Annotated in this window: 11 protein-coding genes and 1 riboswitch; of the genes, 8 read left to right on the plus strand and 3 right to left on the minus strand. The window is 65.7% G+C overall.

Features of this window, described 5'->3' with window-relative positions:
* The first annotated feature begins 7 nt into the window (after positions 1-7).
* Positions 8-237, plus strand: a riboswitch (cobalamin riboswitch).
* Between the two features lie 20 nt (positions 238-257).
* The 3 genes from cobN (at position 258) to CH266_RS13560 (ending at position 4,776) form a co-directional block, all read left to right on the plus strand.
* Entirely contained in the window at positions 258-3,863 is a 3,606-nt protein-coding gene (gene cobN, locus CH266_RS13550) for a cobaltochelatase subunit CobN (RefSeq protein ID WP_032391410.1), read from the plus strand.
* A gap of 18 nt (positions 3,864-3,881) precedes the next feature.
* Positions 3,882-4,262 carry a PPOX class F420-dependent oxidoreductase gene (locus CH266_RS13555; protein ID WP_027497107.1) on the plus strand — a complete coding sequence of 127 codons (381 nt, stop codon included), beginning with the start codon at positions 3,882-3,884 and terminating at the stop codon, positions 4,260-4,262.
* A gap of 88 nt (positions 4,263-4,350) precedes the next feature.
* Positions 4,351-4,776, plus strand: coding sequence for a VOC family protein (locus CH266_RS13560; protein ID WP_094715530.1), 426 nt, complete (start codon positions 4,351-4,353; stop codon positions 4,774-4,776).
* Positions 4,777-4,815: 39 nt separating this feature from the next.
* Here CH266_RS13560 and CH266_RS13565 read toward each other — a convergent pair whose 3' ends face one another.
* The 3 genes from CH266_RS13565 to CH266_RS13575 are packed head-to-tail and all read right to left on the minus strand — an operon-like array spanning position 4,816 to position 8,478.
* Entirely contained in the window at positions 4,816-6,177 is a 1,362-nt protein-coding gene (locus tag CH266_RS13565) for a metallopeptidase TldD-related protein (RefSeq protein WP_094715425.1), read from the minus strand.
* Complete coding sequence (locus CH266_RS13570) at positions 6,174-7,700, minus strand: TldD/PmbA family protein (protein WP_094715426.1); 1,527 nt, start codon at positions 7,698-7,700, stop codon at positions 6,174-6,176. The genes CH266_RS13565 and CH266_RS13570 overlap by 4 nt, the downstream gene beginning before the upstream one ends.
* Before the next feature lie 10 nt (positions 7,701-7,710).
* Positions 7,711-8,478: a TSUP family transporter gene (locus tag CH266_RS13575; RefSeq protein WP_032370548.1), complete on the minus strand. Its 768-nt coding sequence runs from the start codon at positions 8,476-8,478 to the stop codon at positions 7,711-7,713.
* A gap of 17 nt (positions 8,479-8,495) precedes the next feature.
* On the opposite strand from CH266_RS13575, the gene CH266_RS13580 reads away from it, so the two are divergent.
* The 5 genes from CH266_RS13580 to lnt all read left to right on the plus strand — a co-directional run bounded on the left by CH266_RS13580 (position 8,496) and on the right by lnt (position 14,127).
* Positions 8,496-9,656: a sensor histidine kinase gene (locus CH266_RS13580; RefSeq protein ID WP_094715427.1), complete on the plus strand. Its 1,161-nt coding sequence runs from the start codon at positions 8,496-8,498 to the stop codon at positions 9,654-9,656.
* A gap of 16 nt (positions 9,657-9,672) precedes the next feature.
* A complete protein-coding gene (locus CH266_RS13585; protein WP_094715531.1) occupies positions 9,673-10,329 on the plus strand; it encodes a response regulator in 657 nt (218 codons plus the stop codon).
* Positions 10,330-10,410: 81 nt separating this feature from the next.
* Complete coding sequence (locus CH266_RS13590) at positions 10,411-10,947, plus strand: FxsA family protein (protein ID WP_032387426.1); 537 nt, start codon at positions 10,411-10,413, stop codon at positions 10,945-10,947.
* Positions 10,948-10,964: 17 nt separating this feature from the next.
* On the plus strand, positions 10,965-12,560 hold the full coding sequence (locus CH266_RS13595) for an amidohydrolase (RefSeq protein WP_094715428.1): 1,596 nt from the start codon (positions 10,965-10,967) through the stop codon (positions 12,558-12,560).
* Positions 12,550-14,127 (plus strand): apolipoprotein N-acyltransferase, encoded by a 1,578-nt coding sequence (lnt, locus tag CH266_RS13600; RefSeq protein WP_094715429.1) that lies wholly within the window; start codon positions 12,550-12,552, stop codon positions 14,125-14,127. The genes CH266_RS13595 and lnt overlap by 11 nt, the downstream gene beginning before the upstream one ends.
* The last annotated feature ends 411 nt before the right edge of the window (positions 14,128-14,538 follow it).

Here is a 14,538-nt window from a genome sequence, read left to right on the forward strand (position 1 = left end):
GGTGGCCCGATCTCGTCCCGGCACCGGTAGCATTCGATGTTCACGGCTCCGGCCGAGAGGAAACCGGTGAAATTCCGGTACGGTCGCGCCACCGTGACCGCCCTGTAGTTCGTCGAGAGCAGCTCGTCGGGAATGGTTCATGGGACCTGTTCTCGAGGATCGTGCCTTCGGGACGGGGCGGGAGTCGGACCCTCTCACCGACGAGCTAGGACGATTCACCGATCCAGGGGCGCGAAACCCCGAGGAGGGCGTTACCCGTGTTTCTGTTGCTGTCCACATCGGACACCGATCTGCTCAGTGCCCGCGCCAGTGGGGCCGATTTCACGTGGGGCAACCCGTCCCGCCTGCTGGCGGAAGACATCCCGTCGATGGCCGAATCGGCCGAGCTGATCATCGTCCGCATTCTCGGATCGCGTCGCTCGTGGGAGTCGGGCATCGAGGCCGTCCTGGCCACCGGTTTGCCCGTGGTCGTGCTGGGCGGCGAACAGGCCCCGGATGCGGATCTGATGGAGATCTCCACGGTGCCCGCCAACGTCGCCGCCCAAGCGCACAACTATCTGGCCGAGGGCGGCTCGGGCAATCTGCGGCAGTTGTACAACTTCCTGTCCGACACAGTGCTGCTCACCGGTCACGGTTTCGACGCACCTCGACACCTGCCGACGTGGGGCCACCTCGAGCGGAACTCCGCCCAGCACTCGGACGGCCCGACCGTGGCGATTCTGTACTACCGCGCTCAGCATCTCGCCGGAAATACCACCTACATCGATGCCCTCGCCGCCGCAGTCGAGAACGCCGGGGCGAACGCACTGCCGATCTACTGTGCGTCACTGCGTACGGCGGAAGCCGACCTGCTGGAGACGCTGAAGTCGGCGGATGCCTTGATCGTGACCGTGCTGGCTGCGGGCGGCACCAAACCCGCCGGTGCTTCGGCAGGCGGCGACGACGAAGCCTGGGATGTCGCCGAGCTCGCCGCCCTCGACGTTCCGATCCTGCAGGGTCTGTGCCTGACGAGTTCCCGCGCGACGTGGTCCGAGAACGACGACGGACTGTCGCCATTGGACGTGGCCACGCAGGTCGCGGTCCCGGAATTCGACGGCCGCCTCATCACGGTTCCGTTCTCGTTCAAGGAGATCGACGACGACGGCCTGACCACGTACGTTCCGGACCACGAGCGAGCAGCACGCGTTGCCGGCATCGCCGTCCGCCATGCGCGGCTCCGACACATCCCGGCCGCCGACCGCCGAATCGCCCTGATGTTCTCGGCGTATCCCACCAAACATGCCCGCATCGGCAATGCCGTCGGCCTCGACACTCCCGCCAGCGCGATCGCGTTGATGTCGGACATGCGTGAGGCCGGCTACGACCTCGGACCGCTCGAGGGCCCGGATTCGGTGCCCGGTCTGGCGGCCCGAGACGGCGACGCACTGATCCACGCCTTGATCGCCCGTGGCGGTCAGGACCCCAACTGGCTCACCGACGCCCAGCTCGAGGGCAATCCCATTCGCATTTCGGCGGCCCGGTACCGAACCTGGTTCGAGCAGCTTCCCGACGACCTTCGCGAGGGAGTGATCGAACATTGGGGACCGGCACCGGGTGATCTCTACGTCGATCGTTCCGCTGATCCCGACGGTGAGATCGTCATCGCAGCAATGCAATTCGGCAATGTGGTCATCATGGTTCAGCCGCCGCGCGGATTCGGTGAGAAGCCGGTTGCGATCTACCACGACCCGGATCTGCCGCCGAGCCATCACTATTTGGCCGCCTACCGGTGGATCTCTGCAGCCCGCGAGGACGGCGGCTTCGGGGCCGACGCGATGGTTCATCTCGGTAAGCACGGAAACCTGGAATGGCTCCCCGGCAAGACCCTCGGCATGTCCGCCTCCTGCGGCACCGACGCTGCACTGGGCGACTTGCCGCTGATCTATCCCTTCCTGGTCAACGATCCGGGGGAGGGCACACAGGCCAAGCGGCGAGCCCACGCCACTCTCGTCGATCACCTCATCCCGCCGATGGCGCGAGCGGAGAGCTACGGTGACATCTCTCGGCTCGAACAGCTGCTGGACGAACACGCGAACATCTCGGCTCTCGATCCGGCCAAGCTGCCGGCCATTCGCCAGCAGATCTGGACACTGATGACCGCGGCACAGATGCACAAGGACCTCGGACTCGATGAGCGTCCCGACGAGGAAGTGTTCGACGACATGCTGCTGCACGTCGACGGATGGCTGTGCGAGATCAAGGACGTGCAGATCCGCGACGGGCTGCACATCCTGGGCCAGGAGCCCGTCGGCGATGCCGAGGTCGAGTTGGTGCTGGCGATGCTGCGCGCTCGGCAGATGTGGGGCGGCGAGCAGACGGTGCCCGGTCTGCGCGAAGCTCTCGGGCTCAGCGAGGACGGCGACGAGGAACGCACGCGCGTCGACAGCATCGAGGCCGTCGCGCACGGACTGGTCGCGGCAATGCAAGCGACGCAGTGGAATCCGGCCGAGGCCGAGCGGGTTGCGGGCGAACACGGTGACGTGGTCGCAGAGATTCTGAGGTTCGCCGCCGCCGAGGTGGTACCGCGTCTACGCGGAACTTCCCGCGAGATCGAGCAGGTGTTGCACGCTCTCGACGGCGGGTTCATCGCGGCGGGTCCGAGCGGTTCACCGCTGCGCGGCCTGATCAACGTGCTTCCTACCGGCCGCAATTTCTACTCGGTCGACCCGAAGGCCGTGCCGTCGAAACTGGCGTGGGAGACCGGTCAGGCGATGGCAGAATCCTTGCTCGCACGCTACCGCCAGGATCACGGCGAGTGGCCGAAATCCGTCGGTCTCTCGGTGTGGGGCACCTCGGCCATGCGCACCTCGGGCGACGACATCGCCGAGGTGTTCGCTCTGCTCGGAGTCTCCCCGGTGTGGGACGAGGCCTCGCGCCGGGTGACGCGCCTCGAGGTGATCGACCTCGACGAGCTCGGCCGCCCTCGCATCGATGTGACGGTTCGGATCAGTGGATTCTTCCGTGACGCGTTTCCGCACGTGCTCGCCCTTCTCGACGACGCGGTTCGGATGGTGGCTGCGTTGGACGAGGAGCCCGAGCAGAACTACGTCCGTGCACACGCGCAGGCCGATCTGGCCGAACACGGTGACGAACGACGTTCTACGACACGCATTTTCGGGTCGAAGCCAGGAACGTACGGTGCCGGGTTGCTTCAGCTGATCGACAGCAAGACGTGGCGCAGCGACGACGACCTCGCTCAGGTGTACACCACCTGGGGCGGCTTCGCCTACGGCCGCGGACTCGACGGAGTACCCGCGTCGGACGACATGCGCACTGCGTACAAGCGTATTGCCGTGGCCGCCAAGAACACCGATACACGTGAGCACGACATCGCCGATTCCGACGACTACTTCCAGTACCACGGAGGCATGGTCGCGACGGTGCGCGCGCTGACCGGAAAGTCGCCCGAGGCATACATCGGTGACAGCACGCGGCCGGAATCGGTTCGCACGCGCACACTCTCGGAAGAAACCGCCCGCGTCTTCCGCGCTCGGGTCGTCAACCCTCGGTGGCTCGAAGCCATGCGCAGGCACGGCTACAAGGGTGCGTTCGAGATGGCGGCGACCGTGGACTACCTGTTCGGTTACGACGCCACCACCGATGTGGTGCAGGACTGGATGTACGAGAAGTTGGCCGAGACCTATGTGCTCGACGAGCAGAACCAGAAGTTCATGCAACAGTCCAATCCCTGGGCACTGCACGGTATTGCCGAACGACTGCTCGAGGCCGCGGAGCGCAAGATGTGGGCCGAGCCGGACAAGCAGGTTCTCGACGGCTTGCGCCAGGTGTACCTGGAAACCGAAGGTGAGCTCGAGGGGGAGTAGCGACGTACCCTTCTCGGTATGACTGCCACCTTCGAGGACATTGCCAAGGGCAAGTACGTACTGCTGACGACGTTCAAGAAGGACGGCACCGCCGTACCGACCCCGCTCTGGGGTGCGCTCGACGGTGATCGTCTGCTCGTGTGGACGGTGTCGGATTCGTGGAAGGTCAAGCGCATTCGCCGTAACTCGAAGGTTCTGCTCGCACCGTGCGACATGCGCGGCAAACCCCAGGGCGACGCAGTCGACGCGACAGCCGAGATCCTCGATGCAGCCGGCACCGAGAAAGCGCGCGCGGCGATAGTGTCGAAGTACGGCATCCTGGGCTGGCTCACCGTGAAGGGCAGCGTTCTTCGAAGGGGCAAGAGCGGCTCGGTCGGGCTCGCGATCACTCCCGCGTAACCGGTCTGCACGACGACACCATCGTTGGTATGCGCAGTTCCGAATGCTTCATGAGGCGGCTTCCCCTGCTGCCGGAACGGAGCACCACGTGCCTATTGCAGTGACCGATTACAACCATGTCCGACTCACCGTCAGTGACATCGACCGATCCCGATCGTTCTACGACTCGGTGTTCGGCTTCGAGGTGGCCTACGCCTGGGATCCCGACGCGGACGAGGAGACCAAACAAGCCCTGTGGTTCCTCTTCGGCGGCGTGATCTACAAGTTCGGCGGGGGTTTGCTCGGTCTGCGCCCGGTCGCGCCGAGCGACGACACCTTCGCCGAAGATCGTTGTGGGCTGGACCACCTCAGCTTCACCGTCGATACCCGTGCCGCGCTCGAGGATGCAGTCGAGACGCTCGATGAGCTCGGCATCGCGCACGAGGGCATCAAGGACGCAGGGCCCGGACTGTCCATCGTGGAGTTCCGCGACCCCGACAACATCGCTCTCGAGTTGTCCGGACCCGACAAGTAACGGTCGGACGCAGGGCCTGCGGGAACGACCCCGCAGACCCTATTGCGCGGCGCTGACCGAGGACATGTGAAAGTCCGGAATGCGCAGCGGCGGCATTGCCGTGCGAGTGAACCAGTCCTTCCACTCGCGCGGCAGTGTCGCCTCGGTCCGTCCGGCCTCGGTGACACGTCGCAACAGATCCAGAGGACTCTCGTTGAACCGGAAGTTGTTGACGGCTCCGATGATCCGGCCGTCCTCGATGGCGTAGACACCGTCGCGGGTGAGACCCGTGAGCAGCAACGAGGTGGGATCGACCTCTCGGATGTACCACAGTGTCGTCAGTAACAGCCCGCGCTCGGTCGACGCGACCATCGCGTCGACCCCGGTGTCGCTGCCGCCGGTGAGGATCAGATTCTCCCCGGGGACGGCAACGGGTACCTCGAACTTCCGGGCTCCGGCGCGGGTATAGGCCAGTGTTGCGATCGCGCCGTCCCGGATCCAATCGACCCGGTCGATGCCGAGACCGTTGTCGAACACCGACACCGCATCACTGGAGGAGCCCGCCGCAACGAACGGCGCGTACCCGAGACCGGGCTCGCGAGGGTCGGAGTGCAGCGTCAGCGGCAGCTCGGTGAGCTTCTCGCCGACTCGGGTGCCACCGGCCCGCGAGAGTGCGGTGCGACCCTCCTGGGCCCCGCGCCCCTCCATGGTCCACATCAAGTAGATCATCAGATCGGCCACGGCGGAGGGCGGCAATACCGTGTCGTACCGACCGGCGGGACGCTCCACGGTGTTCTGCGCCCAGCCCAGCCTGGTGGACAATTCGTCGAGCATCGATGCCGCCGACACGTCGCGGAAATCGGCTGTACCTTTCCCCACCCAGGCACTCGCACCGGACCGCTTTCCGTTGATCTCGATCGACCCGGTCGGCTGTGTGAACGTGCGTCGCACACCGGTCGAGGTTCCGAGCCACACGTTGTCGACGCGATGCTCGGCGAATCCGTACAACGTGTCTCGGCCGTCGAATCCGACGTTCAGTTCCGTTGCCAGCGAACCGAACACGTCGATGGACGTGGCCTGCGCGTGTCGATCCCAGCCGTCCGGCTCGGAATCGGGGGTCAGCAGCGGCATCGCGTCGTCCGCAGGCTCGGCGGCGCGGGCCGCTGCTTCACTGGCACGCACGACGTCCGCGATCTCGTTCGGATCGACACTGGTGGACGACACCGAACCCACCCGCGCCACGTCCCCGTTCCGGACGATGGATACCACCACCCACTGCCTCGAAGTGGAGACGCCGTTCGTGGTCATCGAATTGCCCGCCCACCGAAGCGTCGCGTCGCTGGAGTCGGTGACGAGGACGACGGTGTCGTCGACGCTCGCACACGCCAACGCACGTTCGATCACCTGCTGCGGCTCGATCATCGACCTGCCTCCGATCGGGTGTTGAGGACGTTGACCCCGCGGAACAGTGCGACCGGGCAACCGTGACTGACCGCGGCGACCTGACCGGGTTGGGCCTTGCCGCAGTTGAACGCCCCACCGAGTTTCCAGGTGGAGCGACCTCCGAGCAGTTCCATCGAACCCCAGAAATCCGTCGTCGTCGCCTGATAGGCGACGTCGCGCACCTGGCCGTCGAGCACACCGTTTCGAATCCGGTAGAAGCGTTGTCCGGTGAACTGGAAGTTGTACCGCTGCATATCGATCGACCACGATTTGTCGCCGACCACGTAGATACCGTCCTCGACCGCGGCGATGACCTCCTCGGTCGACCGGTCGGTGTCGGGATCGGGCTGCAACGACACGTTCGCCATGCGTTGGATCGGAACGTGATGTGCGGAGTCGGCGTAGGAGCATCCGTTGGACCGTTCCAGTCCGAGCCTCAGGGCGAAGACCCGATCGAGTTGGTAGCCGACGAGTGTTCCGTCGCGAACCAGATCCCACTTCTGCGCGGCCACGCCGTCGTCGTCGTAGCCGATACTGGCGAGACCGTTCACCTCGGTCCGGTCTGCGGTGACGTGCATGATGGGTGAGCCGTAACGCAAGGTTCCGAGCTGATCGGGTGTGGCGAAGGACGTCCCGGCGTAGGCGGCCTCGTACCCGATCGCTCGGTCGTATTCCGTTGCGTGTCCGATGGATTCGTGGATGGTGAGCCACAGGTTGGTGGGATCGATGACGAGATCCGTCGGACCTGCCACCACCGACGGGGCCTTGACCTTCTCGGCCAGCCACTCCGGGATGCGCGCGAGTTCGTCCGCCCAGTCCCACGTGCTGTGTTCACCGAGGTATTCCCAGCCACGTCCGACGGGCGGTGCCAATGTCCGCATCGAATCGAACGCACCGGCCGCTCGGTCCACGGCAGTGGCCTCGAACTGCGGGTGTAGTCGTACCCGTTGCTGAGTGATCGAGCTGCCCGCCGAATCGGCATAGAACGACTGTTCCTTGAACTGCAGCACCGAGGCCGTGACGTGGTCGACGCCGTCGGAGGCGGACAACCTGGCCGAGTACTCGGCCAGCAGCGCCACTTTGTCGGTGGTGGGAACGTCGAACGGGTCGATCTCGTACTGCGAGACCCAGACCGCGTCCGAGTACACCGGTTCGGGCGCGAGTTCGACCCGTTCGCGGTTGAGCACGCGTAACGCCGTCGCCACCTCGGCCGCACGGAGCGCCGTGGTGGCAGCCGCGTCGGTACTCAGCTCGGCGTGAGAGGCGAAACCCCAGGTGCCGTCGACGACCACCCGCACCGCCAACCCGATTTCCCCGGCGTCGACGGCGGATTGCACCGAGCCGTCGCGCAGTGAAATCGACTGGGTCGTCAGCCGCTGCACCCGGAAGTCCGCATGCGAGGCTCCGGCCGTGCGCGCCGCGCTCAGGGCCGCGTCGGCAAGTTCTCGCAGGGGGAGGGCGAGGAAATCGGCGTCGACCGACCGGTCCGATGGTGTCGTCACGACTGTGACGCTAGCCGAATTGTTGCCAGCCGAGGCGTAGGACCATGCCGATCACGACGACGAGCAACACGATCCTGACGAAGCCTGCGCCCCTGGCGACCGCCGTCCTCGAACCGAGTACCGCACCGACGACATTGCAGGCGGCCATCGCAGCACCGAGTTGCCAGTACACACTGCCGGTGAATGCGAAGTAGGTCAGCGCACCGACATTGGAGCCGACGTTGATCACCTTTGCCATCGCGGCGCTGCGGACGAATTCGGTGCCCAGCATCGTCGCGAAGACGATGATGAGGAAGGTGCCGGTGCCGGGTCCGAGGATGCCGTCGTAGAACCCGATGCCGGCTGCGGCGAGGCCGATCACGATCAGAACTTTGCGATGGGTCGGGGGCGACGGTGCCGCGGTACGACCGATGGTCGGTCGGCAGGTCACCAGTACCGCAACACCGACCAGCACGACCATGATGATCGGCACGAAGAGGTCGCGGTCGATCAACGACACCGCGGCAGCGCCCGCCGCCGAGGTCGTCGCCGCGATCGCGCCGGCAGGAACGAGCACCTTCCAGTCGAGCGAGACCTTGCGGGCGAACGTGACGACGGCGGCGACTGTTCCGAAGACTGCGGTCGCCTTGTTGGTCGCGAGGGCTGCCTGCTGTGTCAGTTGCGGTGCCACGAGCAAGATCGCCGGCAACAGAATGAGACCGCCTCCGCCGACCACGGCGTCGACCCATCCTGCTGCTGTCGCGGCGGCCATCAACAATCCCCAGTCCGCGACAGTCATACGGCAAACTCAATCACATGCGTCGATTCAGCCTGTGGCTCCGTGGCCAACCGTTCGTGGCCGACGCACTGCTCGCCGGTGGGCTTTTCGTCATCGAGATTCTCGTTTTCGTGAGTTCGGCCGACGGCCCGAACGGACCGTTGTTTCTGGCATTCTCGGTGGTCCTGACCGTTCCCGTCGCGTGGCGGCGTCGGTTCCCCAGGTCCGTGGCGGCCGTGGCGCTCGTGTCGACGTTCGTCGCCGACGTGTGGGGAGCCATGGTCGGGGATACCTCCAACGGCCATCCGGCCGCACTGGCGTTGCCGATCATGCTCTACACCCTGGTGGCCTACGTCGGCCGCGCACAGGGGGCCGTCTACGCCGCCGGTGTGGCCGCCTACTCGGTGTCGTCGTTGTTGCTCTTCCACCAGCCGTTGTTCACGACGCTGCTGTTCAGCGCTCTGCTGTACGCACTGTCGTGGGTCGCTGCCGAATTCCTCGGTGCCCGACGCGCATACGACGAGGCGATGGAGGCCCGACTGATCGTGGCCGAGTACGACCGGGATCGCCGCGCCGAGGAGGCCGTGCTCATGGAAAGAACACGTATCGCGCGCGAGCTGCACGATGTCGTCGCCCACGGGGTGAGCGTGATGGTGGTCCAGGCCGACGGGGCGTCGTATGCCATCCGGCGCAACCCCGAACGTGCCGAGCAGGCGGTGGCCAACATCTCGGCGACGGGCCGACAGGCGCTGGCCGAACTGCGTAGGACGGTCGCGCTGCTGCGGACGACCCCCGACGCGGACGACATGCCCGAGTACGGCACGGCCGGTCTGGCCCGCGTCGTGGAAATGATGAGTCGAGCCGGCCTGAACGTCGAGTTGGAACAGACGGGCAATCTCGACGACATCAGCCCGGCGATCAGTCTCGGCGTCCACCGACTCGTCCAGGAATCGCTGACGAACGTTCTTCGGCACGCCGGCCATGCCCCGCGAGCCGTCGTGCGGGTCGCACGCGAAGCAGACACCGTCACCGTCGAAATCTCCGACAACGGCACCGGCAGTGCGGCACCACCGACCGGTGGCGGAGGACACGGACTCGTGGGGATGCGGGAGCGAGTCGCGGTGTTGCAGGGCACGTTGCAGGTCGGTCGTACACCCCAGGGCTCATGGCTCGTGCGGGCGAGACTGCCGATCGAGTAGGCGTTAGGTTGTGTCGGTGCCGATCACCGTTGTCGTCGTGGACGACCAGGAACTGATGCGAATGGGCCTGAACATGGTGCTCGAAGTCCAGGACGACATCGAGGTGATCGGTGAAGCGTCCGACGGCTCCGGTGCTATCGAAGCCGTGGCACGGCTGGCGCCCGCCGTGGTCTTGATGGACGTCCGCATGCCCGGGATCGACGGGGTCTCCGCCACTCGAGCGATCACCGAATCAGGATCGGACACCAGGGTTCTGGTCATGACGACGTTCGATCTCGACGAGCACGTACTCGGTGCGCTCAGGGCAGGAGCCAGTGGATTTCTGCTCAAGGACACGCCGCCCGAGGATCTGGTATCCGCGATTCGGAGCGTGGCTGCGGGTGACGCCGTCGTATCACCGAAAGTCACGAAGAGGCTGTTGTCGCGGTTCGTCGAGCGCACCGAGCCGGCCGTCGACCCATCGGTACTGGACGGCCTGACCGGGCGTGAGCGAGAGGTCATGGCGCACCTGGCAACCGGGCTGTCCAATGCCGAGATCGCGACGGTGTTGCACCTGTCCGAGGCGACCATCAAGACCCACATCGGCCGAATACTGACCAAACTGGGAGTACGTGACCGAGTGCAAGCCGTCGTACTCGCCTACGAATCCGGCCTAGTCAGACCTGGATCCTGAGAATCTCCCGGCAAACAGGACTCATCGGGAGAAAAACGACTGTGCCGGACGTTGTACGGACCAAGCGAAGAAAGGACCGTCATGCTCGCTCTGTTCGTGCTCTACGTCGTGGTCGAGGTTGCAGCCCTGGTCGCTGTGGGCAGTGCACTCGGTGTGCTGTGGACCGTGGTGTTGCTCATCGCCGGATCGTTGGTCGGTTCGTTGCTGGTCCGTTCGCAAGGCCGGCGGGTACTGGACGGCCTGCGACGCGCATCGCAGGGTGAACGCTCGGCCGAGGGAGCCGTGGCCGACGGCGCACTCTTCGCCGCAGGGTCGGTGGCCATGTTCGTGCCCGGCCTAGTGACCACGGTGGTAGGTCTGTTGCTGTTGATCCCACCGACTCGCTGGCTGCTCCGGCCTGCCGTGCTGTGGGCGGCCGCGCGGTGGCTGCCCCGAGTCGCGGCGTCCACTCGGCGCATGCGCCCCACGGTCATCGACGGTGAGGTACTCGACGACCGTACGGCCGGCGAGAATCGCGGACCACGAACCACCGGACCGTCGCTCGTTCTCGAGGGTGAGGTGATCGACCCGGGCCGCGTCGATCCCGCTGCCGGGGATTTCCCCAAGTCCCACCGGTAGGGGCAGACTGGTCGCTCGTGACCACCGAATTGTTCTGCGGCGGACGGATCTACAGTCCTTCGGCTCCCGATGCCACCGCCATGGCCGTGACCGACGGAATCATCAGCTGGATCGGTGAGGATCGCACCGGACGAGCCTTGCATCCCGGCGTTCCCGTCACCGATCTGGCCGGTACTTTCGTCGCTCCGGCCTTCGTGGACACGCACGTTCACGTGACCGACCTCGGACTGTCGTTGATCGGCCTGGACCTGAGCCGGTCCACGTCGGTCGAGGACTGCGTACGCATGGTGCGAGAACATGCGGCATCCTCGGAAGACGACCTGATCTGGGGTCACGGTTGGGACGAGTCCACCTGGTCCGAACAACGTCCTCCCACCACCGCCGAACTCGATGCGGCTGCTCCCGGACGAGCGGTGTACCTCACCCGTGTCGACTCGCATTCTGCCGCCGTATCCACCCGCTTGCGGTTCGCCGCGTCCGCTGCCGACGCCACCTCCGGCTACTCCGAACAGTCTCCACTGACCGCAGACGCGCACCATCGTGCTCGGCAGACCGCTCGCTCGCTGCTCACCGCCGATACCCGACGCCGGGCGAGGGCTGCTGCGCTGGACGACGCCGCGGCGCACGGAATCGTCGCGGTCCACGAATGTGCAGGACCGGTGGTGTCGGGCATCGTCGATTTCCGAGAACTCATGAACATCGAGCACGGCGTCGAAGTACGCGGCTACTGGGGCGAGCTGGCAGATACCGCCGAACGCGCCCGTGAATTGCTCGAAGAGACCGGTGCCCACGGATTGGCAGGCGATATCTTCGTCGACGGATCCCTCGGGTCGCACACCGCATGGTTGAGCTCGCCGTACGCCGATGGTCCCGGAACCGGGGTGTCTTACGCAGATGTCGACGCGATAGCTGCACACATCGCCGCCTGCACGACGGCCGGAATTCAGGCCGGCTTCCACGTCATCGGCGACGCCGCTGTATCGGCCGCCGTCACTGCATTCGGCCGGGTGGTCGCCGATCTGGGTACGCCCGCCGTCGCGTCCTGCGGACACCGGCTCGAGCACGTGGCGATGGTGTCCGCGCAGCAAGCCGACCTGTTGGCGTCGTGGGGCGTCATCGCCAGCATGCAGCCGGCGTTCGACGCGGCGTGGGGCGGAGCCGACGGCCTCTACGCCGCGCGTCTGGGTGCCGAGCGCGCTGCCGAACTCCACCCGTTCGCACGCCTGGCGTCTGCGGGAGTCTCGCTGGCGTTCGGCTCCGATGCGCCGGTGACGTCCCTCGATCCGTGGGCGACGGTCCGCGCTGCGGCGAACCACCGCACTCCGGGGAGCTCGGTGTCGCCCCGTGCGGCATTCTCGGCTGCGACGCGCGGTGCATGGCGGGCGGGGGGAGTGCGCGACGGTTTGGCCGGAACACTGGTGCCGGGCGCCCCCGCGTCCTTTGCGGTGTGGGACGTGGACGAGCTCGTCGTGCGAGCACCGAAGGACAGCGTTCAACGGTGGTCGACCGACCCCCGTGCGGGCGTGGCACCGCTGCCCAGCCTCGAGGCGTCGTCCGTCGGTCCCCGCTGCTCGATGACGGTGCACCGTGGACGGGTCGTTCATGAGCAGTGAGAACCCCTCGACCGCGCGACTGACCCGGCTGTACGGACCCGCGCTGTCGACCGTCCTGGCTGCCGTTGCCGGCGCGCTCGTCTTCGCCAGTTTTCCGCCGCGAACGCTCTGGTTTCTGGCACCCATCGGCATCGCAGTACTGGCACTGGTTCTGACGGGGTTCGGCGGTCGCCGATCGGTGTCGCTGAAAGGCGGATTCGGATACGGCTACGTGGCCGGCCTCGCCTTCTTCGTTCCTCTGCTCCCGTGGATCGGCGTCTACGTCGGCCCGGTGCCGTGGCTCGCGCTGGCCGCAGCCGAATCGGTGTTCCTCGGTCTGTTCGGTTTGACGGCCGTGCTGGTTGCGCGGAGCGCGTGGTGGCCGCTGTCGATGGCCCTGATGTGGAGCGCCGCCGAGTGGCTTCGGTCGAGCGTTCCTTTCGGAGGGTTTCCATGGGGCCGGCTGGCGTTCGGACAACCCGAGGGCTGGTTGCTTCCGTTGGCGAGCATCGGAGGCGCACCGCTGCTCAGTTTCGGGGTCGCGCTCACCGGTACCGGACTGGCCGCGCTGGTGCTGACACTCACGCGTCGCGTCACCGCCCGATCGCTCGTCGGACCGGTCGTGACCACGGCGATCGCATCGATCACTGCGGTGTCGCTGATCCCGACTCTGCACACGAACGACACCGGGGACGGCGATCGCACGGCGACGATCGCTGCCATTCAGGGCAGTGTTCCTCGCCTGGGGCTGGACTTCAACGCGCAGCGCCGCGCGGTACTGGACAACCATGTGCGCGAAACGATGGCGTTGGCCGCCGATGTCGACGCGGGCAGACAACCCGCGCCGGATCTCGTCGTGTGGCCGGAGAACGCGTCGGATATCGACCCGCTGCGCAACTCCGACGCTGCGACGCTCATCACGCAGGCGTCGGTTGCCGTCGGTGCCCCGATTCTCGTGGGCACCGTCCTGGTCAACGCGAACAACACGAACACCAATTCCGTCATCGCGTGGAACGGTGCCGACGGACCAGGGGAGCGGCACGACAAGAAGATCATTCAGCCCTTCGGCGAATACTTGCCGTACCGGAGTTTCTTTCGGCTGTTTTCGGAATACGCCGATCGAGCGGGTTATTTCGTTCCTGGAAATGGAAACGGTGTCGTACACGCTGCAGGAATAGCGGCCGGAATAGCCACGTGCTACGAAGTCGCATTCGATCGAGCCCTCGACGAGTCCGTTCGTTCGGGTGCGCAATTCATCGCGATCCCCACCAACAACGCCACGTTCGGCGATACGGAAATGACGTATCAACAGCTGGCGATGTCGCGGGTGCGAGCCGTCGAACACGGACGCACCGTCGTGGTTGCGGCGACGAGCGGCGTCAGTGCCATAGTCGGACCCGAGGGGAACGTCCTGCAACAAACCCCGCTGTTCGAGCCGGATGTACTGGTATCGACGGTCGAACTGCGGAGCTCGCTCACACCGGCAACGCGCATCGGTTTCGGCGCGGAGCTGGCGCTGATTCTGGCCGCGGCAGTGGGGTTGATCGCGACGCTCGTCGACGTCCGACGTCGACGGCTTCGGGAATGAAACAGTCGTCAAGTTCGTTCGGGTCGGTATTCAGCGCATCGACGGTCCGAATCACTATCATTCGTTCGATGTAAAGACGGCGGTCGGGTGGCGCACACAAGCGATCCTGTAACAAGCTTCTCCGAACAATCGATGCCCACTAGGACTACCGCACAAAAGAACTTCGCCGATGTTGTATCTTTGTAAGCCGCTGGAGGTGTTGGAGGTCCAGGATGCGGCCGCCGTCGTACCCCCGAACGCCGCCTCGGTCACGATGTCAGGGGAGCGAACAATCGGCATCGATGCCGCGTCCGGATCGAGCGCCTGACAGGGAGGGGGAACCGTGTTCCTGAGTTCACGGACACCGTCGATCGGCTCTACTTCGCGTGAGGTTCCCGCGATGCAGCCCGCCCGGTGAAAACGGGGTTCTTC

It is taken from the genome of Rhodococcus sp. 06-1474-1B (assembly GCF_002258885.1).
GTDB classification, from domain to species: Bacteria; Actinomycetota; Actinomycetes; order Mycobacteriales; family Mycobacteriaceae; genus Rhodococcoides; species Rhodococcoides fascians.